Origin of the sequence: Bradyrhizobium sp. AZCC 1678, from assembly GCF_036924765.1 — a bacterium.
Lineage (GTDB): Bacteria > Pseudomonadota > Alphaproteobacteria > Rhizobiales > Xanthobacteraceae > Bradyrhizobium > Bradyrhizobium algeriense.
The window spans coordinates 6790693-6814474 of sequence record NZ_JAZHSE010000001.1 but is presented as its reverse complement, the minus strand read 5'-3'; the positions used below and the strand labels follow the sequence as shown (position 1 = coordinate 6814474).

Annotated in this window: 25 protein-coding genes; 17 read left to right on the top strand and 8 right to left on the bottom strand. The window is 61.8% G+C overall.

From position 1 onward, the window contains the following. The first annotated feature begins 40 nt into the window (after positions 1-40). From V1294_RS32760 to serA, 6 genes are all read left to right on the top strand, one after another. Complete coding sequence (locus V1294_RS32760; RefSeq protein WP_334484639.1) at positions 41-607, top strand: c-type cytochrome; 567 nt, start codon at positions 41-43, stop codon at positions 605-607. A gap of 136 nt (positions 608-743) precedes the next feature. Next, positions 744-2135, top strand: coding sequence for an amidase family protein (locus V1294_RS32755; protein ID WP_334503027.1), 1392 nt, complete (start codon positions 744-746; stop codon positions 2133-2135). A gap of 15 nt (positions 2136-2150) precedes the next feature. Next, positions 2151-2627 carry a glutathione peroxidase gene (locus V1294_RS32750; RefSeq protein WP_334503025.1) on the top strand — a complete coding sequence of 159 codons (477 nt, stop codon included), beginning with the start codon at positions 2151-2153 and terminating at the stop codon, positions 2625-2627. After that, positions 2624-2893, top strand: a complete 270-nt coding sequence (locus V1294_RS32745) for a DUF3297 family protein (RefSeq protein WP_247784168.1) — start codon at positions 2624-2626, stop codon at positions 2891-2893. Before V1294_RS32750 ends, V1294_RS32745 begins: the two co-directional genes overlap by 4 nt. A gap of 159 nt (positions 2894-3052) precedes the next feature. Beyond that, positions 3053-4222, top strand: coding sequence for a mandelate racemase/muconate lactonizing enzyme family protein (locus tag V1294_RS32740; RefSeq protein WP_334503024.1), 1170 nt, complete (start codon positions 3053-3055; stop codon positions 4220-4222). 61 nt (positions 4223-4283) lie between these two features. Next, the gene (gene serA, locus V1294_RS32735; RefSeq protein ID WP_334503021.1) at positions 4284-5543 is read left to right on the top strand and encodes a phosphoglycerate dehydrogenase; all 1260 of its coding nucleotides are present in this window, start codon (positions 4284-4286) and stop codon (positions 5541-5543) included. Positions 5544-5551: 8 nt separating this feature from the next. Here the strand turns inward: serA and V1294_RS32730 are convergent, their stop codons facing one another. From V1294_RS32730 to V1294_RS32720, 3 genes are all read right to left on the bottom strand, one after another. Further along, on the bottom strand, positions 5552-6685 hold the full coding sequence (locus tag V1294_RS32730) for a DUF418 domain-containing protein (RefSeq protein ID WP_334503018.1): 1134 nt from the start codon (positions 6683-6685) through the stop codon (positions 5552-5554). Positions 6686-6729: 44 nt separating this feature from the next. Continuing rightward, positions 6730-8082, bottom strand: a complete 1353-nt coding sequence (locus V1294_RS32725) for a malonyl-CoA decarboxylase (protein ID WP_334503015.1) — start codon at positions 8080-8082, stop codon at positions 6730-6732. A gap of 115 nt (positions 8083-8197) precedes the next feature. Beyond that, positions 8198-8998, bottom strand: a complete 801-nt coding sequence (locus V1294_RS32720) for an AraC family transcriptional regulator (RefSeq protein WP_334503012.1) — start codon at positions 8996-8998, stop codon at positions 8198-8200. Between the two features lie 68 nt (positions 8999-9066). Between V1294_RS32720 and V1294_RS32715 the strand changes: the two genes are divergently transcribed. The 5 genes from V1294_RS32715 (at position 9067) to V1294_RS32695 (ending at position 13517) form a co-directional block, all read left to right on the top strand. Next, positions 9067-10248 carry an MFS transporter gene (locus tag V1294_RS32715; protein WP_334503009.1) on the top strand — a complete coding sequence of 394 codons (1182 nt, stop codon included), beginning with the start codon at positions 9067-9069 and terminating at the stop codon, positions 10246-10248. 295 nt (positions 10249-10543) lie between these two features. Further along, positions 10544-10963, top strand: coding sequence for a hypothetical protein (locus V1294_RS32710; RefSeq protein WP_334484613.1), 420 nt, complete (start codon positions 10544-10546; stop codon positions 10961-10963). Further along, a complete protein-coding gene (locus V1294_RS32705; protein WP_334503007.1) occupies positions 10852-11628 on the top strand; it encodes an OmpA family protein in 777 nt (258 codons plus the stop codon). Before V1294_RS32710 ends, V1294_RS32705 begins: the two co-directional genes overlap by 112 nt. A 112-nt stretch (positions 11629-11740) precedes the next feature. Further along, a complete protein-coding gene (locus V1294_RS32700; RefSeq protein ID WP_334504914.1) occupies positions 11741-12487 on the top strand; it encodes a transporter substrate-binding domain-containing protein in 747 nt (248 codons plus the stop codon). 640 nt (positions 12488-13127) lie between these two features. Beyond that, positions 13128-13517, top strand: a complete 390-nt coding sequence (locus V1294_RS32695; protein WP_334503005.1) for a hypothetical protein — start codon at positions 13128-13130, stop codon at positions 13515-13517. A 477-nt stretch (positions 13518-13994) separates the two neighbouring features. Here the strand turns inward: V1294_RS32695 and V1294_RS32690 are convergent, their stop codons facing one another. Further along, positions 13995-14348, bottom strand: a complete 354-nt coding sequence (locus tag V1294_RS32690) for a cupin domain-containing protein (protein ID WP_334484603.1) — start codon at positions 14346-14348, stop codon at positions 13995-13997. Between the two features lie 611 nt (positions 14349-14959). Between V1294_RS32690 and V1294_RS32685 the strand changes: the two genes are divergently transcribed. Both V1294_RS32685 and V1294_RS32680 read left to right on the top strand, forming a co-directional pair. Continuing rightward, complete coding sequence (locus V1294_RS32685; RefSeq protein ID WP_108518943.1) at positions 14960-15811, top strand: formate/nitrite transporter family protein; 852 nt, start codon at positions 14960-14962, stop codon at positions 15809-15811. A 62-nt stretch (positions 15812-15873) separates the two neighbouring features. Continuing rightward, entirely contained in the window at positions 15874-17610 is a 1737-nt protein-coding gene (locus V1294_RS32680; protein ID WP_334503003.1) for a bifunctional protein-serine/threonine kinase/phosphatase, read from the top strand. A gap of 93 nt (positions 17611-17703) precedes the next feature. On the opposite strand, the gene V1294_RS32675 is transcribed toward V1294_RS32680, so the two are convergent. Beyond that, positions 17704-18498: a substrate-binding domain-containing protein gene (locus tag V1294_RS32675; protein WP_334503001.1), complete on the bottom strand. Its 795-nt coding sequence runs from the start codon at positions 18496-18498 to the stop codon at positions 17704-17706. Between the two features lie 217 nt (positions 18499-18715). Then, positions 18716-19939 (bottom strand): polyhydroxyalkanoate depolymerase, encoded by a 1224-nt coding sequence (locus V1294_RS32670; RefSeq protein ID WP_334502998.1) that lies wholly within the window; start codon positions 19937-19939, stop codon positions 18716-18718. A 176-nt stretch (positions 19940-20115) separates the two neighbouring features. Here V1294_RS32670 and V1294_RS32665 point away from each other — a divergent pair, with 176 nt between their 5' ends. From V1294_RS32665 to V1294_RS32655, 3 genes are all read left to right on the top strand, one after another. Then, on the top strand, positions 20116-20769 hold the full coding sequence (locus V1294_RS32665; protein ID WP_334502995.1) for a glutathione S-transferase family protein: 654 nt from the start codon (positions 20116-20118) through the stop codon (positions 20767-20769). Positions 20770-21076: 307 nt separating this feature from the next. Next, positions 21077-21511: a cupin domain-containing protein gene (locus V1294_RS32660; RefSeq protein ID WP_108518933.1), complete on the top strand. Its 435-nt coding sequence runs from the start codon at positions 21077-21079 to the stop codon at positions 21509-21511. Positions 21512-21516: 5 nt separating this feature from the next. Further along, positions 21517-21654, top strand: a complete 138-nt coding sequence (locus V1294_RS32655; protein ID WP_334484588.1) for a hypothetical protein — start codon at positions 21517-21519, stop codon at positions 21652-21654. Positions 21655-21757: 103 nt separating this feature from the next. Here V1294_RS32655 and V1294_RS32650 read toward each other — a convergent pair whose 3' ends face one another. Beyond that, positions 21758-21973, bottom strand: a complete 216-nt coding sequence (locus V1294_RS32650) for a hypothetical protein (RefSeq protein ID WP_334484585.1) — start codon at positions 21971-21973, stop codon at positions 21758-21760. 181 nt (positions 21974-22154) lie between these two features. Between V1294_RS32650 and V1294_RS32645 the strand changes: the two genes are divergently transcribed. Then, complete coding sequence (locus tag V1294_RS32645; protein WP_442895400.1) at positions 22155-22547, top strand: hypothetical protein; 393 nt, start codon at positions 22155-22157, stop codon at positions 22545-22547. A 16-nt stretch (positions 22548-22563) separates the two neighbouring features. Here the strand turns inward: V1294_RS32645 and V1294_RS32640 are convergent, their stop codons facing one another. After that, positions 22564-23670 (bottom strand): mandelate racemase/muconate lactonizing enzyme family protein, encoded by a 1107-nt coding sequence (locus tag V1294_RS32640; RefSeq protein WP_334502993.1) that lies wholly within the window; start codon positions 23668-23670, stop codon positions 22564-22566. Positions 23671-23782: the final 112 nt, after the last annotated feature.

Here is a 23782-nt window from a genome sequence, read left to right as displayed (position 1 = left end):
TTCGCATCGCCCCGGAATGACGACGTACCGGGAATGGCTGATGCGTAAAACAATAACGGCACTGGCGTTTGCGTTGATTTCAACATGCGCATCAGCCGAAACCATCGAACAACGCATCGCGCCGTGTCTCGCCTGCCACGGCGAGAAAGGCCAATCGGAAACCGAGAACACCCCTTCGCTCGGCGGTCAGCAAGCGCCTTACACACTGATCCAGCTCTTCATGTTCCGCGAAAAGCTGCGCGTCTTCGAGCTGATGAACGAGATGGCGAAGCCGCTGACCGACGACGACCTTCGCCTGTTCTCCGACTTCATCGCCAAGATACCGAAGCCCGCGCCGCCAGCGGAAAATGGCGATCCAGCGCGGATGCAGCGCGGGCAGGCGCTGGTGCAGCAGCACCGCTGCGACACCTGCCACAACCCTGATTTGTCGGGCAAGGAAAACGTCCCGCGCATCGCCAACCAGCGCGAGGATTATCTCGCCAAGACCCTTGCCGAGTACAAGGACAACAGCCGCCACGGCTATGATGCCAGCATGGCGGACGTGATGGCCCCGATCGCAGCAGAGCAGATCGCCGATCTCGCCCATTACATCGCCCGTATGCGCTAAATCTGGGCGGCGGGCCCGCTGGCATTGCCCTGCGCCCGGCGCTGGATTTTTGGTTTGACGCGTTTTCTTGGCGCGAACCGGTTTCCACTTCGCTGGAAAACGCTCTAAAAGGGCTCCAATCGATATGGAGTTTTGCATGCAGGAGCTATGGCGCTTGTCGGCCGCGGAAATCGCTTCGCTGATCAGGTCGAAGAAAGTCTCGGCCAAGGAGGCGGCGACCGCGGCGCTGGCGCGGCTGGACGCAGTCAACCCCAAAATCAACGCCGTGGTCGACCACAGGCCTGAGGACGTGCTGGCGCAGGCTTCCGCCATCGATGCCGCCATCGGGCGCGGTGAAGACGCCGGACCGCTCGGCGGCGTGCCCGTCACGGTGAAGGTCAATATCGACCAGGAAGGCTTTGCTACCACCAACGGGCTCAAGCTGCAGCGCGACGCCATCGCCAAGAGCAACAACCCGGTGATCGACAACCTGCGCAAATCCGGCGCCGTCATTCTCGGGCGCACCAATTGCCCGGCGTTCTCCTATCGCTGGTTCACCACCAACCTCATTCATGGCGACACCAGGAACCCGCGCGATCCGTCCATCACGCCGGGCGGCTCGTCCGGCGGCGCGGGGGCGGCGGTCGCGGCCGGCATCGGGCATATCGCACACGGCACTGATATCGCGGGATCGATCCGCTATCCGGCTTACGCCTGCGGCGTGCATGGCCTGCGGCCGACCATGGGCCGCATCGCGGCGTTCAATGCGGCGCTGCCCGAACGGCCGATCGGGCCGCAGATCAGCGCCGTCTCGGGTCCGCTGGCGCGCACCATCGGCGATATCAGGATCGCGCTGGCCGCGATGTCGGCGAAAGATTATCGCGATCCCTGGTGGGTGCCGGCGCCGCTCGAAGGCCCGGCGATGCCCAAGCGCGTGGCGATGTGTCTCAACCCTGACGGCCTCGATCCCGTGCCTGAAGTGAAGGCCGCCGTTGCGGACGCGGGCAAGCGGCTCGAGCGTGCCGGTTGGATTGTCGAGGAAATCGCCAACACGCCGCCGCTGCGCGAGGCCGCCGATCTGCAGACGAAACTCTGGCTCGGCGACGGCTATGAGGCGCAGCTGGAGATGGCCGAGCGCGAAGGCGACCCCGGCGCGCTGGCCTGCCTGCGCGGGAACCGCGCAAAAGTCCATCCGTTCGACCTGTCCAAGGCGCTGACGCGGCGCCTGACGCTGACCCGCGAATGGCTGGCGTTCTTCGAAAACTATGCCGTACTGCTGATGCCGGTATCCGGCGAATTGCCGTTCCCCGATCAGCTCGACCGCAAGGACGAGGCGTCGTTTGCGCGCGTCTGGCATGCGCAATTGCCGCAGATCGCCGTTCCCTTCATGGGGCTTCCCGGGCTAACGGTTTCGACAGGGCTGGTCGGACGCGTACCCGTTGGCGTGCAACTGGTTTCCGGCCGTTACCGCGAGGATTTATGCCTTGCTGCCGGCGAGGCGATCGAAGCCGGCGGAACGCCGTCGGCGGCGATTGATCCGGCGGGCTAATTTCGAAAGAACACAATGCCAGGCGTTTATGATTTTACGGCGCAGTCGCTCGCCGGCGAAGAGGTGCCGCTGAAGCAGTTTGAGGGTCAGGTGCTCCTGATCGTCAACACCGCGAGCGCCTGCGGGTTCACGCCGCAGTACAAGGGCCTGGAGCAATTGCAACGCGAACTCGCGCCGCGTGGCTTTGCGGTGCTCGGCTTTCCCTGCAACCAGTTCGGCGGACAGGAGCCGGGCGACGCAAGGCAGATCGAGCAATTCTGTGAGAGCAAATATGACGTGACGTTTCCGATGTTCGCCAAGATCAACGTCAATGGCAGCCATGCGCATCCGTTGTTCAATCATCTGAAGAATGAGAAATCGGGGCTGCTCGGTTCGTCGATCAAATGGAATTTCACCAAATTCCTGATCGACCGGTCGGGCAGGGTGGTCGGGCGCTATGCCCCGACCGTGACCCCCGAGGGGCTACGAAGAGAAATCGAGGCACTGCTGTGAGCGAGACCAACAAAGCGATGAACGACGAATTCCCCGACCGTCTCTCGGTCGATCCGAACAGCCCGTATTACAATGCCGATATCCTCGCGCGCGACGTCGGCATTCGTTTCAAGGGCGTCGAGAAAACCAATGTCGAGGAGTATTGCATCAGCGAGGGCTGGGTGCGCGTCACCGCGGGCAACGCCAAGGACCGCTATGGCAACCCGCTGACGATCAAGGTGCACGGCCCGGTCGAGCCGTATTTCCGCGATAAGGCGGGATCCTGACCCGGTCTCTCGTCGTCATTGCCTGCGACAAACGCGAAGCGTTTGCGCAAGGGAGCGAAGCGACGAAGCAATCCATTCTTCCTCTTGCGGCGCTATGGATTGCTTCGCTTCGCTCGCAATGACGGTGTAGAAGCAGCGTCACCACGAAAGCCATCCACCATGTCCGTCCGTATCGTCGACGTCTGCGAAATCACAAAACCGATCTCCTCGCCGATCCGCAACGCCTATATCGACTTCACCAAAATGACGACGAGCCTCGTCGCCGTCGTCACTGACGTCGTGCGCGACGGCAAGCGCGTGGTCGGCTACGGCTTCAACTCGAACGGCCGCTACGGGCAGGGCGGCCTGATCCGCGAACGCTTTGCGCCGAGGCTGAAAGAGGCCGATCCCAAGAGCCTGCTGGATGCCGATGGCGGCAATCTCGATCCGGACAAGGTCTGGGCCGCCATGATGTCGAACGAGAAGCCGGGCGGCCACGGCGAGCGCTCGGTCGCCGTCGGCACCATCGATATGGCGGTGTGGGATGCGGTGGCGAAGATCGCCGGCAAGCCGCTGTTTCGTTTGCTCGCCGAGCGTCACGGCCTCAAGGCCGATCCGCGTGTGTTCGTGTATGCCGCCGGTGGTTACTATTATCCCGGCAAGGACCTGTCGGCGCTGCGCGGCGAAATGCGCGGCTATCTCGACCGCGGCTACAACGTCGTGAAGATGAAGATCGGCGGCGCGCCGATCGCGGAAGATCGCGAGCGCATCGAAGCTGTCTTGAAGGAGATCGGCAGTCAGACACAACTCGCCGTCGACGCCAACGGCCGCTTCGATCTCGAGACGGCGATTGCTTATGCAAAAATGCTGCGGGAGTATCCGCTGTTCTGGTACGAGGAGGCCGGCGATCCCCTCGACTTCGCGCTGCAGGCGGCGCTCGCTGAGTTCTATCCCGGACCGATGGCGACCGGCGAGAATCTCTTCAGCCATCAGGACGCAAAAAACCTGATCCGCTATGGAGGCATGCGGCCGGACCGCGACTGGCTTCAATTCGATTGTGCGCTGTCCTATGGCCTGTGCGAATACCAGCGCACGCTGGCGGTCTTGAAGACCCACGGCTGGTCGCCGAGCCGCTGCATCCCCCACGGTGGCCACCAGATGTCGCTCAATATCGCGGCCGGTCTCGGGCTTGGCGGCAATGAGAGCTATCCCGATCTGTTCCAGCCCTATGGCGGTTTCCCGGACGGTGTTCGTGTCGAGAACGGGCACATCACCATGCCGGACTTGCCGGGCATCGGATTTGAGGGAAAATCCGATCTATACAAGGAAATGAAGGCGCTGGCGGCGTGAGGATGGTGGTTTTCCAGGCCGCCAGTCTACCGATCATCGAGCTCTGAAGGATACCGCGATCTTGCCCAGTCAACTTCCCCAACTCTCGCTCTCGAAGGACAAGATCCGGGTCTTGCTTCTCGAAGGGGTCAACGACAGCGCCGTGCAGATGATCGAGGCTGCGGGCTATTCCAGCATGGTTCGCTTGTCCAAGGCACTTGAGGGCGATGCGCTCAAGGAAGCCATCAAAGGCGTGCACCTGCTGGGCATCCGCTCACGCACGCAGATCACAACGGACGTTCTTGAGGCCGCGGACCGGCTCATCGCGATCGGATGCTTCAGCGTCGGCACCAATCAGGTGGATGTTGACGCCGCGCGCCGGAGCGGGATTCCCGTGTTCAACGCGCCGTTTTCCAATACGCGAAGCGTCGCGGAGCTGGTGATCGGCGAGATCGTCATCCTGCTGCGCCGGATCGTCGCGCGTTCCAACGCCGCCCATCAGGGGCGCTGGGACAAGTCCGCAAACGACAGCTATGAGGTGAGGGGCAAGACGCTCGGCATCATTGGTTACGGCAATATCGGCTCGCAGCTCTCGAATCTCGCCGAAGCGATGGGGATGAGGGTCATTTTCTACGATCATACGGACAGGCTGCGTCACGGCAACACCGAGCCGACCGCGAGCTTGCATGAACTGCTGGCACAAAGCGACGTGGTGACGTTGCATGTGCCGGAAACGCCTGCCACGCATGGGATGATCGGGCGCGAGGAGATTGCGGCGATCAAATCCGGCGCGTATTTCATCAATAACAGTCGCGGTACGGTCGTTGACCTCGAGGCGCTCGCGGACGCGCTGCGCGAGGGCAGGCTTCGTGGCGCCGCGGTTGACGTCTTTCCGGTCGAGCCGCGTTCGAACGCAGATCGCTTCGTATCGCCGCTTCAGGGTCTGGAAAATGTTATTCTGACGCCACACATCGGCGGTTCGACCGAAGAGGCGCAAGAACGCATCGGTGCCGAAGTGGCGCGCAAGCTCGTCGATTACAGCGATTCCGGTTCGACGATGGGCGCGGTCAATTTCCCCCAGGTCCAGCTACCGCCGCGGCCATCGGGGACGCGGTTCATTCAGGTACAGCGCAATCTGCCGGGCATGCTGGGACGTCTGAATGAAGTGCTCGCGCGCCACGCCGTCAACATTGCCGCTCAATACTACGAGACCGACCACGAGGTAGGCTATGTGGTTCTCGACGCCGATGCCTCTGCCGCCGACGGCCAGCGTGTGCTTGCAGACATCCGATCTCTGGAGGGTACCATTCGCGCCCGATTGCTCTATGAATACAGGATCTGAGCCCGGCGCTACGCCGTCTGCCGCATCGGCTGCGCCGCGCCATACATCAGCGTGCGCCACAGCCATTCGACCGGGCCGTACCGGTAGCGGCGCAGCCACCAGGCACTGAACAGCACCTGCCCGGCATAGACGGCGAGGCCGATGGCCAGCGCGCTGGCGACACCGAGGCGGCCGAACAGGCCAAGACCATAGCCATAAAAGATCCAGCCGAAGATCAGGGATTGCGCGAGGTAGTTGGTGAACGCCATGCGCCCCAGCGGCGCGGCCCAGCCAAGCAGTGCTTTTCCGCTTCTGAGACTGGCGATACCGATGATACCGGCGCCATAACCCAACGCCAGGAGAATGGTGCCGAGGGCCTCAGTGCCGACAAGGATCAATGCCGCGCCGAGGCCAATACAGGGAGCGGCGATCCAGAGCAGGCGGCCGGGTGCGTTTTGCAGAAGGCCGGCGCGCCAGGCGAACGCGCCGAGAAGAAACAGCCCGATCGTGCGCGGAAAGATAAACGCGTGCAGGGGAGCGATAAGGGGAATCTCGCGGAGCCGGAATGCCAGCACATCGAGGAAGCCGCCCGTCGCATAGATGCGGGTAGCATCCGCGACATGCTGGGTGATCGTTTCCGTGCTCGGAAACAATCCAGCCGGCGGAAACGCCTGCATCGCCAGATACAGCAAAAGAGACGCCAGCGCGGCGACAGCCAGCAGCCAGCGCGGGCCGAACAGGAACGGCAGGACAATCAGGCCCGCGAGCGCATATTCAGTGAGAATATCGCCGTTCCAGATCAGGCACAGGTGAATGAGCCCGAACGCCAGCAACACGGCGAGCCGGCGCACCAGCAACGGCGTGCGGCGTTCGCTGTCCGCAAGCCGATCGAACTGGATGGCAAGGCCAGCGCCGAACAGCAGCGAAAACAGCGCAAGCGCCTTCAGTTCGACGGCCAGCGTCAGGATCGTTTCGATGGCATCATCGAGCGGCGATGCCGGGGGCTTGCTGGCCAGAAATTGCTCAAAGATCGAAACGCGAAATTCCATGACGACATTGATGGCCAGAACGCCGAGCAGGGCGATACCCCGCAGCACGTCGATGGCGTCGATCCGCTCTTGGGCGCCTGTCGGCCGGGGAAATGCGCCGCCATCGCAAGCCATTGCGAACTGATTTCCAATTGAGCCCCGGCCAGTTCCAGCCCGCTCTACGACAGCCGCATATCCAGCAGCCGCCGGCCCTCGGTCTTGATCAGTTTCTTCACCGTGCTGGAAGCGGCGATGTCGCCCTGGTTGGCGTAGGCCTCGTGGTTCTTCTCAATGTCTTCCAGCCGATAGAGATAGTTGACCATGATCCCGGCCGACTCACGCAGGCCCTTCGGCGAGAGGTCGCCGAGCCAGTTGATCTTCTCCAGCCGCGCGCCGTTGCCGATGTGGAAGCGCGCCACCGAATCGATCAGCCGGCCTTTTGGCGTGCGGGCTTTGAGGAAGTAATGCGCGGCCAGCGGCTCCAGCACGGCGCGCAATTGCGCGGTCAGCTCCGCATCCTCGAACCAGTCCGGCCTGTCGAGCGCCTCCAGCAGCGTCCGTTCCTCGTCGCTGACCGGCACGTCGCCGGCCTGTTTCAGCCATTGCATGAAGCCCGGCACCGGCGACAGCGTGATGAACGTATCCAGCTTCGGCAATTCGCGCCGCAATTCCTCGGCCACCTGCTTGATCAGGAAGCTGCCGAAGGAAATGCCGCCTAGACCTTTTTGCGTATTCGAGATCGAATAAAACACGGCGGTGCGCGCGCGTTCGATCGGCACCGGCTGACGCTCGGCGGCGAGCAGCGGCGCGATCGCGGTTGGAATTGCCTCGGTCAGCGCAACCTCGACGAAGATCAGCGGTTCGTCGTTGAGCTGGGGATGGAAGAAGGCGTAGCAGCGCCGGTCTACGGGATCGATACGGCGGCGCAAATCGTTCCAGTCGCGGATCGCATGCACCGCCTCATAACGGATGATCTGTTCCAGAATATTTGCTGGCGTCGACCAGTCTATCCTGCGCAGCACGAGAAATCCCCTGTTGAACCAAGAAGACAGCAAATGCACCACGTCGCGGTCGAGCGCGGCCAGATCCTTGTTGCCCTTCATCAGGGCAAGCAGGTCAGCGCGCATCGCCACCAGGTCGCTGGTGCCGCCGGGCGCGCGGTTGAGCCGGCGGATCAGCTCCTGCCGCTGCGGCTCGGAGGCAAAGTGAAGGTCGCTGGCATCGCTGTCGTTCGGCTGGCTGCGCCAGCTCTCGATCGCCTGCGACAGTTTTTCGCGGTCGGGACCGAAGTCTCGCGCCAGCGTTTCGAAGAAGGTCAGCCGGCCGGCGGCGTCGAGGTTGTGGTAGCGATCGAGCACGTCCCGCGCCATCGCGGTGCCGGACGCTTCGCCGCGGCCGGACAGCAGCGCCTTGCATAGGTCAAGCAGCTCGGAGGCGTCCTGGCGGGCGACTGACGGCTCGCCCCGCCGAAGCAGCGTGCGGCCACGTTCTGATATCGTCGAGAGAAGGTCGGAAAAAAAGGCGTTGGCCATGCGGTGGGTCGAATCCAGCTGATATTGCGGAATCTTATATGAGATTTAGGACGGTGCCGATCACAATCAAGCGTATGGAGCGTACGTAAATATGTCATGCCTCTAAGTCGGGCGTTTACTCCTTCCCGGCAAATTCCGTCGGCGTTTTTCCGGTAACCTGCCGGAAGGCATGGGAAAACGCAGGCACACTCGCATAGCCCAGATCCGAGGCAAGCTGCTTGACCGAGACGCTCGCCTCCGTCGACAGCTTCTCGATCGCGGCAGCGATGCGGGCGCGCTGGCACCAGCTCTTGAAGCTCAATTGCGTCTCCGACGAGAACAGCCGCGACAGCGTCCGCACCGAGGTGCCGACCTCCTGCGCCAGCGTTTCTATCTCGTGGTCGCCGGTCGGGTCCGCCAGCACGATGTTGGCGGCGCGCCGGCAGCGCGGCTCGCGCGGCAGCGGGATGAAGGTCGCGGAATCCTCCGCCTGGTCCAGCTCCATCATTGCGAGCCGCAATAGAAGCTCCGTTCGCTCGCGGTCGCCGCGATCGTCGAACAGTGCGAGTATGGTCTGATGCAGCAGCGGCGACACCCGCACCACGAATTCCGCATCCAGGCTGTGGCTGCGCGCTTCGCGCTGCAGCCAGTCCAGTTCGAAATAGAGCGTCCGCATCTCGATATCGGCGAGCACGTCGATCGCATGCTCCGACAGCGCAGGCACCCACACCGCGCGGTCCGGCGGCACCAGCCAGCGGCCTTTCGGCGTCGTCACCTGCATCGTCCCCTTCGCCGCATACACCAGTTGCGCCTCGCGGTGCATGTGGGTGTCGAGCCGGACGCCCTTCTTGTAGCTGTTGGCGATCATGTGGATGCCGTCGCCGGTCGAGGTGAGGCGGCCGATAATGGCGGCAATTGGCTTTTCGGCGATATTCATTGGCGACATCCCGTCAGGACAACCCCGTATAACCTATTTCAGAAAATTGCGGGATTCGGGAATCGACCATGAACAGCCCCAGCCGGGTGATCACTTTCGTCAACGCCGCCCATTTCATCGACCATTATGCGATGCTGATCTTTGCCGCAGCCGTCATCATCATGGGGCCGGCGCTCGGCATGGCCTATTCGGAACTATTGCCTTACGCCACCCCGGGCTTCGTCGCCTTTGGCGCGGGCTCGCTGATCACCGGCTGGCTCGGCGACCGCTGGAGCCGTCGCCACATGATGGTGATCTTCTTTTTGGGTATCGGCGCGTCGATGGTCGCGGTCGGCTTTGTGCAAACGCCGCTGCAGCTCGGCGCGGCGCTGCTGGCGATCGGCCTGTTCGCCTCGATCTATCATCCTGTCGGCACCGCGATGATCGTGTCCTATGCCGACAAGCTCGGCCGGGAGATGGGCCTGAACGGCGTCTGGGGCAATCTCGGCGTGGCATCTTCGGCGCTGGTCACCGGGGTGATCGGGCAATATCTCGGCTGGCGCTGGGCCTTTATCGTCCCGGGCATCGTCACCATGCTGATCGGCGTGGCCTTTGCGCTGATGGTGGTGCACGAGGACCGAACCGGCAGCAGGCAGGCGGCGGCGCAGGCCAGGGTGGCGAAAGAGGACATGTGGCGGGTGTTGCTGGCTTTGCTGATCGTGGTGATCGCGATATCCACCACGTTTAACGCCATTACCGTGGCGATGCCGAAACTGTTCGCTGAGCGGCTGGCCGGCGTGACCGACAGCCCGGCGTTGCTCGGGGTCATCGCGGCCGGCGTCTATGTCTTCGGCGCGATGACGCAGTATACCATCGGCAAGTTGATCGACCATTATTCGCTGAAGACCGTGATGCTGCCGCTGTCGTTTTTGCTGGCGCCGTTCATGTATTTCGCGGCGACGCTGTCGAACCTGCCGCTGATCATCGCCTCCATCGGCATCGTGATGGGCGCATTTGGGCAGGTCACCGTCAACGACGCCATGGTCGGCAAATACACCAGCGAGGAATGGCGTTCGCGCGCCTATTCGGTGCGCTACTTCATCGGCTTTACCGCGGCGGGCGCATCCGTCGGCCTGGTGGCGTGGCTCTACGAGCAGGGCGGCTTCGTCACCATGCTGCAGACGTTCGGCGCGCTCTGCCTGCTGGTGATCGTGGCGGCGCTCATTCTGCCGCAGGAGATCAAGGTGCCGGCGGCGCGGACCGCGCCGTAGAGCATGATCCGGAAAGTGGGAACCGGTTTTCCCTCGCGACAAACGCGGAACGCGTTTGCGCGGAGATCATGCTCAAAACAGAAGGTGATTCGATCGACGGCGGCCGGCTGTCGAACACATGGCGTCATCATTCTGTCGTGGTGGCGGCGGCTGGGCATGGCGTTACTGGAATATCGGGGCCTGATGCCCCTGGGCTACCCGCGACGATTTGCTGCGGCGCAATAGCTCAGGGGTAATGCAGCCATATCAAACAGAACACTTGACCATCGCCACCCTCCTTGTGTGAGGTGCGGGCATGACCCGAATCCGGCTTTTCCTGTTCATCATTGCGATATTGGTGCCCTCGCTGGCGGCGGCGCAGCAGTCCATGAAATTCGAGGAGGCCGCGGCCATGCTGGCCGCGAGCTGCGGCAAGGACATCGATGACAATTGCCGCGGCGTCAATCTCGACGCGACGCGCCTGAAGGAGTGCCTGGGCCGCAACCAGGACGTGGTGTCGGCGAAGTGCAAGGCCGATTATCCCCAGGCCCTCGGGGCGATCCAGCAGCGCATTACCGCGCGCACCTCGCTTGTAAAACTGTGCAATTGGGAATTGAAACACCTGTGCGGCGAGGTTCGGCAGGACCCCGTCAAGGGTCTGCAATGCCTGTTGGAGTCGACCAAGAAGGCGACCCCGAACTGCAACAAGGCGATCAGCGCAGCGGGGTATCGCTGATGCTTTGGGGAAAGAAGCCGCGCGGTATCGCTCTGTTGCTGGGCGCCGTGGCCCTGTTTGTCTTGCCGACGGCCGCACGCGCGCAAACGGCGACGTCGACTGGCGATATCATTGAGAAGCTTGCCGTTGAGGCTGAGTCGGATATCGATCTGACGGCCCTGCGCCAGCAGGCTGCCGACCGCATCAAGGCGAGAGCCGATGCCCAGCCGCAAAAGCGGCCGCCGATCGCGCCCCAACTGACCAAACTGCCGCAAATCCGTTTCGACGTCGTGTTCGACCAGGACTCGTCCCTGATCCGGCCGGCCTCCTACCAGACGATCGGCAGCATCGCCGACGCGCTCACGGATCCGAAGACGCGACCCTATCGCTATCTGATCGTCGATCATGTCGAGTCTGCCGGAAGACGCGACCACAATCTGATCCTGAGCCAGCGGCGCGCCGAATCGGTCCGGGATGTGCTGGTGAACACCTTCAAGGTTGCACCGAAGCGATTGCAGGCCCTTGGACTCGGCGAAGAACAGTTGCAGGATGTCAATCGTCCGGCGTCGCCTGCCAATGCGCGCGTCCAGATCATTGCGATCGGCAAGTTTGAAACGGCCGATCCGGCAACGCCCCCTGCAGCGGCACAAAAAGGCGCGGCCGCAGCCAAGAAAAAGAAGCGCTGATCATCCGTGAAAGGGTGAGCGCGACGCCAGCCGCCGGCTGGGGAAGGAGCACCTGATGTTCAATCAACCCTCGCCGAAAGTGGCCGGTCTCTTGCTGGGATTGACAGTGATGATGATGACGCCCGCCGCCGCCGATGCCTTGAAGGACGAGATCGCGCCGACCGGCAAGCTGCGGGTGGCGATTGCGATCAGTCCGGCCGGTGGCGCGTTCTGGTCGACCAAGACCGAAACCGGCTATGCCGGCGTGCCGGTCGATCTCGGCCGTGAGATGGCGGCACAGCTCGGCGTCCCCGTCGAATATGTCGCACACAACAATTCCGGCCAGATCGTCGATGCGGCCTCGAAGGGCACCTGGGACGTCACCTTCCTGCCGAAAGATCCCGAGCGGGAGGGCCGAATGTCGTTCGGTCCGATCTATGAAGTCGCGGACGCGACCTACATCGTCAAGCCGGGTTCGACGGTGACGAATTTTGCGAAGCTGGATCAACCCGGCATCAAGGTCGCCGCGGTCAACAACACGACCACGATGCGCGGCGCGATCGCGCATCTGAAGAACGCTGAGGTCACGGGCTACCAGACCTACGATGAAATCTTCGGCCTGCTCAAGGCCGGCGAGATCGACGCGTTCGCGCTGTCGCGCGACCAGCTCAATGCGATGGCCAAGCAGATCCCGGGCACCCGTGTGCTGGACGAAACCTTCAAGCAAACCGTCACGGCGGTCGCGGTGCCGCCCAATCATCCGCTGTCGCTGGCGTTCGCGGTAAAGTTTCTGAACGAAGCGATCGCCGACGGCACGCTGCGCAAGGCCTACGACAATAACGGCCTGAAGGATCGGCCGGTGCGGACGCAGACCAAATAGGCCGTGTACCCATATACTTAGTGGCGTGACGCGACGAAAATTATGTCCGCATTGCCCGTGAGCGACCAAACTTGCGCGGCGCAATATGTCGCGAAGGCCAGCACCCAAGATGAAAGAGGCCGCGGACTGAGGCGAGCCTACTTTGTCCCAGCTCCGGAGGTCAAGGCCCCGCTACTACGAGAGCCCGACCAGTCTAGACGAGCAGGTCGGGTTTCTTCGTATCTGGCCAGGGTACTGGCTTTCTACTGCAGGATGTGAAAATGAAAGAGGCTGCTAACTGACGCGGCCTCCAGCTTGGAAAACCGATGGGCAAGCAGCACTGCATGCTTTGTGGCAAAGAGCGGTTTGACCCCGATGCGCCGGGTCGAGAATTCTATCTCTGCTTGGGGTGCTCCATATTTTGGTTGGGCGATTACCTAGGCCGCGTGAAAGTTCGTATCGCTGCTTGGCTGCGCTGGCTGTCGAACTAAGCACACGGCTAACATAGCGGCCCTCGGTGAAGCAGTTCCGGAAAATATCGCCGCTCACACCACAGGGCCTTTTTCGCTTTCCCTCTCGACCAAATTCGCGAGCCATGAGTTGGATGTCACTAAGCGTGAAAACCCCTCTTCGAGCGCTCTTTGGAGTTCTTCGAGCAACGATGAAACGATTGACGTTGGGGGACGAGAATTATCAGCGGATTCATCTTACGGTCTCCGATTACGGTCTTTTTCTCAGGTTTCGTGACCTGAAATTCGAGCTCAGATGCAATGCCGGAGAACCGTCGTCGGTCAACCTCTCGCTTGGGGAAGTGCGCGCTCTCTTCGCATCGATGGCGACCACGTGCGAAAGACAGGAAATCACTAAAATCCGAATCGGAGATCTGTCGTGGGCAACCGATGCCATATTGCGTCCAAAACGCCCAAACAGGATTTTCGTTAGGTTTAGCGGCCCGCTCGGCTTGGGAAGCATAGAATTGAGCCGCCGGCGAGTGCTTTCCGCTTGCGAAGAATTCTCGAGCATCTTTGGGCAGGTTGTCGGCGAGATCTGACAGGCCGATAGCTGACGTGCAGTAAGGCCAGGCGCTACGGCCCATTGCCGCGATGTTGCAGGGCGCCGCCGTTGGAAGGGATAGATGAGAATCGTCTGGACAATCGTCGGCTGGGTTATTGGACTCGGATTATTCGCAGCGCTCATTACAATAGTAATTCCCTACATCGCGAACGAGCGATGTAGGGATCGCTGGTCCCAACGTCGGCTTGAGGCGGTTTGGGTATTTGAAACTGGATGCATGGTGCGGGTTGGAGGCACCCTTTTTCGAGAGGAATACGTGACTCTCGCGCCCGTTAATCCGGCGTCTCGCAAATAGCCTGAGGCTTAGTACACCGCTAACTCTGAACTCGGACAGCGGGTTTGGGAATACCGACAGCACCATCTGTGAAGGCTTTCGGACGCCGGCCCCGATGTGCGCGGCACCACCTTCATGGAGCCGGCATCCGAAACCCTTCACACAACGAGACGTGATACGCTATGCAGTCTTGCGTGGCGCCGCCGTTTTGGCATCGCCGGTATTTGGAGTTCCGGTAGGTTCGATGAGCAATAGGTGTACTTCCTCGCGGGCAACTGGGCGATGCTCGACGCCCTTTGGCACGATGTACATTTCGCCGGGGCCGATCGTGATTGTTCGGTCGCGCAACTGGATGTCGAGAACTCCCTTCAGGACGAGAAAAAAATCATCTGTGTCATCGTGTTTGTGCCAGACGAACTCGTCCTTCACCTTCACGACCATGACGTCATAGTCATTGAGTTGCGCAACGGTTCTTGGCGACCAATACTCATTGAACGTGGCCAGCTTGTCGGTCAGGCTGATCTTGTCTCTCATCGTTGCACCTTCCAATCTTTGAGGCCGGCTGACCGTCGAGGTCTGAGGATAGTCCTTACGTCATTCCGGGGCGAAGCAAAGCAGCGAAGCGCAAATCCATTGAGCCTCGAACGTACCGAAATCGATTCCGGCCCACGCCGTGCGTGCCCCGGAATGACTGATAGGGCGGGCTGCGCGGCAGGCGCAACATCTGTGCAACTGCACAAATACAAGGCATCAGCCCCAATCGGGATATCCTGCGATAGGGCCATAACCACGTAGAAATACGCGCTTTTTTGAACCTATGGCCGAAATCCGGGTTGGCACATCGATTGCTTAATCCTGTCTCAGTCAATGACGACTGCCGTCCTTTCGGATTGCCAAGGCCAGCGTTGGCCGAAGGCGTTGGGATCAAGCAGCCTCGCGTGAGGCGCTTCGAGCAGTCTTCGGGACCACCTCACGATAGCTCGCGCATCCCAAGTCCCTGAGAGGGCGCGACCTGCGTCGTTCCGTGCCGTTCAGAGGCGGCGCGGGATTCGTCGCGCACGGGGACGGCAAGATTTTTCACTCAATCGGTGCACGGCTGCGCAGCATCCGGCGCGCTCTAAACTTGTCTCGAAAGGGGAACAGGAATGGCCTATCTCGCGCCTTCGGAATTCGTGACCAAGATGGTCGACGCCGGAGAATCCAAGATCTTCATGTCGACGCGCGATACGGTCATCCGCGCCTACATGGCCGGTGCGATCCTCGCGCTCGCCGCGGCGTTTGCGATCACCATCAACGTGCAGACCGGCGTGCCGATCGTCGGCGCCGCGCTGTTCCCGGTCGGCTTCTGCATGTTGTATCTGCTTGGCTTCGACTTGCTCACCGGCGTGTTCGTGCTGGCGCCGTTGGCGCTGATCGACAAGCGCCCTGGCGTGACGCTTGGCGGTGTGCTGCGCAACTGGGGCCTCGTTTTCATCGGCAATTTCGCCGGCGCCTTCACGGTCGCCGTCATGATGGCGATCGTTTTCACCTTCGGCTGGTCGCAGCCACCGGACAAGGTCGGCCAGGTGATCGGCACGATCGGCGAGAGCCGCACCGTCGGCTATGCCAATCATGGCGCGGCCGGCATGCTGACACTGTTCGTCCGCGGCATGCTCTGCAACTGGATGGTTTCCGCCGGCGTCGTCGGCGCGATGATTTCCACGCACGTCAGCGGCAAGGTGATCGCGATGTGGATGCCGATCATGCTGTTCTTCTTCATGACCTTCGAGCATTCCATCGTGAACATGTTCCTGTTCCCGTCCGGCCTGCTGCTCGGCGGCAAGTTCACCTGGTGGGATTATATTTTCTGGAACGAGATCCCGACCGTCATCGGTAACCTCGTCGGCGGTCTCGCCTTCACCGGGCTGACGCTGTACGCGACCCACATCAAGACCGGCCCGTCGCGCAGCGCGTCGGCTGCGGCATCTTCGCGGCCGTCCTCGCGCATTGCCGCTTGATCTTAAGATGAGGATGGGCCTCTCCTCGTAAGGGGAGGGGCCCATTGTCGTGAAAGCCGGGAATGCCGCGTGAGCTGAAAATATCAGTCGGACAGTTTTCCGATAAGGGCCTCAAGGAAACCAACCAGGATTTCCATGGCGTCCTGATACCGGACGAGCCGCTGCTCAGCCTCAAGGGCATTTCCATCGTGCTGGCCGACGGCATCAGCACGAGCAAGGTCAGCCGGGTCGCCGCGGAATCGGCGGTCAAGGGGTTTTTGACCGACTATTACTGCACCTCGGAATCCTGGTCGGTGCGCACCTCGGCGCAACGCGTGCTGGAGGCGACCAATTCCTGGCTGCATTCGCAGACGCGCAGCCAGTATGCCTATGACAAGGACCGCGGTTACGTCTGTACGCTCTCCGCCATCGTCATCAAGTCGACCACAGCACATCTCTTTCACATCGGCGATTCCCGCATCTATCGTCTCTCCGGCAACACGCTGGAGCAACTGACCAATGACCACCGCATCGTCATCTCCTCGCAGCAGAGCTATCTCGGCCGGGCGCTTGGTGTAAATCCGCAAATCGAGATCGACTACCAGATGCTGCGGCTCGAGCCAGGCGACGTCTTTGTGCTCGCGACCGACGGCATCTACGAGCATCTCAGCGCACGCCGCATGGCAAAGGCGGTGAACGAAGGCGGCGCCGATCTCGACGCGGCCGCCAAGGCGGTTGTCGACCAGGCCTTTGAAGCCGGCAGCAAGGACAATCTCACTGTCCAGATCGTCCGCATCGATCAAGTGCCGGACGGCGCCGCGGCCGAAGTGTTCGCGCAGCCGCATGAGTTGCCGCTGCCACCGCTGCTCGAGGCACGGGCGGTATTCGACGGCTACCGGATCGTCCGCGAGCTGCACGGCTCCAGCCGCAGCCACATCTATCTTGCCGTCGATATCGAAACCGACGCCGTGGTTACCATAAAAATTCCGTCGATCGATCTGCGCGACGATCCCGCCTATTTGAAGCGGTTCATGATGGAGGAGTGGGTGGCGCGGCGGATCGACAGCCCGCATGTCCTGAAACCCTGCCTGCTGCAGCGCAAGCGCAATTTCCTCTATGTCACGACCGAATACATCGACGGCCAAACGCTGACGCAATGGATGATCGACAATCCAAAACCAGGGCTGGAAACCGTGCGTGGCATCGTCGAGCAAATTGCAAAAGGGCTGCGCGCCTTCCACCGCAAGGAGATGCTGCACCAGGACATCAGGCCCGACAACATCATGATCGACACCACGGGCACGGTGAAGATCATCGATTTTGGCTCAACGAAAATCACCGGCGTCGTCGAGGCCGAACCGTCCGGCATGCACGACGACATTCTCGGCACGCAGCAATACACCGCACCCGAATATTTTCTCGGCGAGCCGGCGACGTCCCGCTCCGACCTGTTCTCGCTCGGTGTCATCACCTATCAGATGTTGACGGGAAAGCTGCCTTACGGTTCGCAGATCGCGAATGCGCGAACGCGATCGCAGTTCAACAGGCTGGTCTACCGTCCGGCGTCGCATGGCGACCGCGAGGTGCCGCAATGGATCGACGGCACGCTCGAGAAGGCCGTGCATCCCAATCCATACAAGCGCTATGACAGTTTTTCGGAGTTCCTGTTCGACCTGCGTCATCCCAATGCGAACTATCTCGCCACATCATCGACGCCGCTGATCGAGCGCAACCCGCTGCTGTTCTGGAAAAGCACGACCGTCGTGCTGGCGCTCGCCGTGATCGTGCTGCTGGCCATGCAGCACGGCATGCATCGGTAGAGCGCCCCGGTCCGCGTCTGGCTTTTCGTGGGGCGCAAGCCCTACTTTGCATGGGGTTGTTTTCGCGATTTTGTGTCCAGGCCCTGCGGTGCCTTAGTTCGTCGCGCCCGCCGGTATCGGGTCCATGCCGCTCTTGACGATCTCAGGGCGGGCGGCGGGCGAGGCGAGGAATTTGATCAGCGCCTTGCCGGCGTCGGGCTCCTTGGAGACGGTGGCGATGCTTGCGGAAAACACCGTGATCTTCTGCAACTCGTCCGGCAGCGGGCCGACGATGTCGATGCCTTCCACCGGCTTCAATTCGCTCATCTGCTGGAAGCCGATCTCGGCGTCGCCGCGCGCGACGATCTCGCCGACGGGAGTGGCCGGAATCTTCCTGGCCTTGTCCTTCATTTCGTCGGCGATGCCGAGCTTGCCGAACATCTCGGTCGAGACATAGACGCCGCTGGCGCTGTCGGAATAGGCGACGGTCTTCACCGCCAGCAGCGCGCGCTTGAGCGCATCGGGTGTGCTGATATCCGGCTTAGGCGTCCCCGATTTCACCGCGACCCCGATCGGCGATTTGACGAGATCGACCTTGCTGTCGGCGATCGCCTTTCCCTTCCTGGCGAGATCGTCGAGCGCATAACCGACCATGATCAGGACGTCAGCCGGTTCGCCGCGCTCCAGCCGCACCGGAATGGCGTTGGTCGTCGTGCCCATCGACGGCCCGTAGGCGGTCAGCACCTTGTGGCCCGTCGCACGCTCAAATTCAGGAACCAGCGCCTTGTAGGCCGCCGACAGTCCGCCCGAGATCATCACGTGCACCTCGGCAGCGCCGGCCGTGACGGTCAGCAGGAGTACGCTGAGAACGGCGAGCGCGAAGGCGCGAAGGTTGATTGAAAGACGCATGGTGGTTTCTCCCCGGGACGACTCTTGAAGGTCGGCCTTGAGAGGATGTTAGCGTGCGAAGGAGGAGGCGGCTAGAGCCTCCACGTCATTGCCTGCGACAAACGCGAAGCGTTTGCGCAAGGGAGCGCAGCGACGAAGCAATCCGTCCCTCCGAGCATGCGGAGCGATGGATTGCTTCGCTTCGCTCGCAATGACGGGGATAGAGCAGCCCGCCGCCTTACGAATTCACATGCACGAAATCCCGCAGCAGCGGATAGATTTCGTTGTTCCAGCGCCTGCCGGAAAACACGCCGTAATGGCCGACGCCGGCCTGCATGTGGTGCACCTTGCGATAGGCGCGCACGCCGGTGCAGAGGTCCTGCGCCGCCAGCGTCTGGCCGATCGAGCAGATGTCGTCCTTTTCGCCCTCGACCGTCATCAGGCCCATGCGCCTGATCGAGGCCGGGTTCACCGGCCGGCCGCGATGCATCAGCTTTCCCTGCGGCAACAGGTGCTCCTGAAATACGTCGCGCACGGTCTCGATGTAGAATTCCGCGGGCAGGTCCATTACGGCGAAATACTCGTCATAGAAGCTCTTGATGATTTCCGCCTTCTCTTTCTCGCCCTTCGCCAGGTGATTGGCGAGGTCGATGTGCTGCTTGATGTGGCGCTCCAGATTCATCGATACGAAGGCCGTGAGCTGCACGAAGCCGGGATAGACCTTGCGGAACGCGCCCTTGCATTGCACCGGCACGTAGTTGATCAGGTTTTTTTCGAACCAGTTGATCGGCTTGCTCTTGGCGAATCCGTTGACCTTGGTCGGCTGGATCCGCGTGTCGATCGGCCCGGCCATCAGGGTCAGCGTGGCCGGGCGGGCGGGATGATTGTCCTCCGACATCACGGCGGCGGCGGCCAGCGCCGATACCGACGGCTGGCAGATCGCCACCATGTGCGCGCGCGGACCGATCTTGTCGAGGAAGGTGATCAGGTGGTCGGTATAGTCCTCCAGCCCGAAGCGGCCGTGGCCAAGTGGAATGTCGCGCGGATTGTGCCAGTCGGTGATGTAGACGTCGTGGTCCTGCAGCAGCGTCTTGACGGTGCCGCGCAACAGGGTGGCGAAATGGCCGGACATCGGCGCCACCAGCAACAGCCGCGGCTGCTCCGGCGCGTTCTCCTTCTTGAAATGCAGCAGCGACCCGAACGGGGTGGCGAAGGTGACTTCCTCGGTTACCTCCAGCTCCTGATTGCCGACCAGTATCTTGTCGATGCCATAGGCCGGCCGCGCATAGGTCAGCGAGGAGCGCGAAATCAATTCGAGCGAAGCGGCGAGCCGGCGAAATAACCTGTCGGAGACGCCCTGCGGCACCAGATTGAGATATTTCAGCCCCGCCGCGGCCCCGGTCCGCCACGGCGACGTCAGGTCCATGTGGTTCTGATAGGCTTGGTACATCATTGACATCATTCACGTCCGCCCCCGTCCGGTGATACCATGCAATATCGACGCCAGAGCCGGCCCGTCCGCCTCTAAAACTGGCACGTGGCTTGCTCCGCAAATGCCTGACGCACAGGCATTGGGCGGCGGCGCGGCTGGCTGCCCATGCCTGCGCGGGGGCGTTTTAGGGTTCGAGGGAAGGCCATATGGCGAAGACCACACTGACCATTTCCAGCAAGAATTACTCGTCCTGGTCGCTGCGCGGCTGGCTGTTGGCGAGATTCTCAGGGCTGGAATTCGAGGAGGTCGTCACTGCCCCCGACGATGCGTCGGCGCGGGCCGAAATCCTGCTGCTGTCGTCGTCGATCCTGGTGCCGTGCCTGCGCCATGACGGCGCCACTGTCTGGGATACGCTGGCGATTGCGGAATACCTCAACGAGGTCATGCCGGACGCCGGCCTGTTGCCGGCGGACCGCATCCAGCGTGCGCATTGCCGCTCGATCTGCGGCGAAATCCATTCCGGCTTCACCACGCTGCGCGCCTCGCTGCCGGTCAACCTGAAGGGCCATTTCCCGGGCTTCAAGATCTGGTCGCGCGCACAGGCCGATATCGACCGGGTCTGCACCATCTGGCGTGAGTGCCTCGCGGAGTCCGGCGGGCCGTTCCTGTTCGGCGAGCGCACCATGGCGGATGCGATGTATGCGCCCGTCGTCACCCGCTTCATGACCTATGACGTGAAGCTCGAACCACGGCTTGCGGCCTACGCCAGCACCATCATGGCGATGCCCGAGATGCAGGAATGGATCGAGGCCGCCAAGGCGGAGCCCGCCGACATCGAAGAGCTCGAGGTCGAATATTAGGCAGGCCTGGCGCGGCCTTGCCCGCTTGAAGGGCTCAGGCAACGGGCAGCCCTTGCTCAAGCCGGTGCCAGCCGTGAGCGCGGCGCGACCGGCCACCTGGCCGTTATTCGCAGGCGGCTGAAACCGGATTCCTGCTTGCGGCCAAGCGGTTCGGTGCACCGATGCCGGCGCGATCGCCGCACTGCAGCGCGCGTGGCGCGGATTTCGCATAGCAACATGCAGCCGTGAACGCGACGATGCGACGCTGCCGAAAATTTGGACGCCTTCGCCGGTCGCGATCTCGCGAACAAGAACCGTGGAGGCTTCCATGAACAAGCAGGCTGTCGTCAGCAAATTCTCTCACGTCAAACCCGGCGATACCGAATTCAAGGGCGGGGGTCTGCGCGACTTCTTCCTGTATCGCGATCTCGGCATCGCCGACGCCACCGGCGGGCAGGTGATCTGCCATCTGGTCAAAGCCAACCCTGACTTGCCTCCGGAAGAGGGTACCGGCTGGCACAAGCATGAATGCGAATTCCAGATCGTGATCATGACCAAGGGCTGGGCGCGCTTCATGTATGAGGACAAGTCGACTCTGGTGCAGGCCGGCGACGTCGTCCACCAGCGGCCCGGCATCACGCACTACCTGTACGACTACTCGGAGGACATGGAGTATCTCGAGATCGTCAGCCCGGCCGATTTCAGGACTGTCGACGTGCCGCCGGCCGTCGACAAGGTGCCGCCGCCGACCCCCTGGAAGTGACCGCTATGTCGTCGCCCGAGGAATTAACCTTTGTCGTCGGCCGCTGGCTGCGGCCGATTGTTGTGGTGCTGGATGTGGTGCGCCGCTTCGGATTGCGGACGACATCTAGCCGTGAACAACGGAGTACGGCGCTAAATCAGTGATTCGGGCGCGATTCGTTCCATCGCCGTTCCGAACGTAAAGATCACGCGCGGTTCCGTCGCATTCTGGCACAATGCGAGGGGCCATTTTCGGTTGCGCCAAAGCTCAGATCGCGCTGGAGCGTGGCAGCCGCCATCCGACCACCGTGGCCTCGACCATGCCGCCGGTCCTGTCATTGCGCCATTGACCATCGATCCAGCGGCAGGCGAAGGGCAGTTGATAGGTTCCGCTGTGATCCTCGCAAAGAACTTCCACCGGCTGGTCGGGCGGCGGAGCCCCGTTCCCGTCGAACTGCGCCAGCCGCTTTTCACGCGTTGCCATATAATCAATCTCCATTGCTGCGGCCGTTTGAGGCGCGCGGCAAAATCCATCCACCGTTAACAGGATGAAGCACAACGCCTGAATGAGGTATCAGTATGGTATCACTGGGGTGGGCGGTTTGCTTCGTGCAAATTGCCGTGATGGACGTTCCCCGCGCTAGATGCAGTTGAATGAGGATTTGATGATTGCTCCGATGGCCAGGATCAACTTTGCCGCTTTCGCGCTGCTGATGGTTTCATGGCCGGCGACCGTTCACGCGCAGGACGTTCCCGGCATCGAGATCTGCACTGTGGAAAAAACCATGGAGCGGCGCACCTCCTGCCTGCAAAGCAATGTCGACTTCCTGCAGAAGACGATTAACAAGCTCACGATGGACCATCAGCAGAAGATCGACGCCGGTAACCGGCAGATCGAGGCGCTGAAGAACGCGGTCATTGGCTTGCAGAAGGTCGTTAGCGAGTTGCAGTCGGCGCAGAAGGCGGCGGAAGACGCGAAGAAGGCCGCACCGCCCGTGGCGAAGGATGCGGCGCCGGCTGCGAAGGATGCGGCGCCGACGAAGGACGGCACGAAGTAGCGTCCCGTCCCCGCGGTCAGGACACCCGGTATTGCTCCATGACGGCCTTGTCCGGTTCATAACCGAGCCCGGGCCCCGGGGGGACCTCGACATCGCCGTTGGCATCGACGTCGATGCGACCGCGCCACAGGCATGCGGCGCGCTTCATGTAAAACACCTCGACGAAGCTTGCGTCGTCGCGCAGCGACATCAGCTGCAGCGTCGCCAGCAAGCCCGGCCCGAAATACGGCGAATGCGGCGCCAGCCTGACGCCGAGTTCGTCGGCCAGAGCTACGACTTTCAGATATTCGGTGATGCCGCCAACCTTGATGACGGAGGGTTGCGCGTGGCTTACCGCGCCTGCCTGCATCATCTGCCTGAACTGATGCACCGTGCAGGCGTTCTCGCCGGCTGCAACGTTGAGCCCGCCTTTGGTTCGCACTTCGGCAAGCGTTGCAAAATCCTCCGGCGGCCAGACCGGCTCTTCGATGAACATCGGCGCGGCGTTGCGGCAGGAATGCGCGAATGCGATCGCAGCCTCGCCATTCAGCGGGCAGTTCAGGTCGACCATCAACGGAATACCGGGACCGATCGCCTGCCGCGCGGCAAATACCGCAGGCGTTGTGGTCTCATGCAATTTGATTGCCTTGTAACCCCGCCGCAGCGCGGTCTCGCATTCGCTTGCGATCAATTCGGGTTTGCCGATCCGCAGCAGGCTTGCATAGGCGGGAATCCGGGTGCGTTTCGCCGCGCCGATCATCCGATGCAAGGGCACGCCCTTCGCTTTGGCGGCAAGGTCCCACAGCGCGATGTCGAACGCCGATATCGCGAACATGGTGATGCCATAGCGGCCGAACAGATGCAGGTTGCGCTGGATCTGTTCCATGAAGGCGGGGATGCCTGCGGCGTCGGGAACCTCGAGGCCCTGCGCCTGCGGCGCGATCATTTCCTCGATGGCAGTGTATGTTGTCCGTGGACAGACATACGCAAAGGCATCGCCCCAACCGGTGATGCCGGCATCGGTGGAAACCTCGACCATGACGATTTCCAGCGCGGATATGGCGGACGCGCCTTGCCTGAAGCTCGCCACCCCGGCGTCATAGGGGATGCGGATATGGTGCGCCCTGACATTGGTGATCAGCATGGTTCCCTCCCATCGCGCTCCGATACATTGTCAGCGGCAGGAACGGAGAGCAAGGACTGTCAAATGAAGCGCGCAGCATCAGATCATAATGCGGACGCTTCGCATGAAGGCT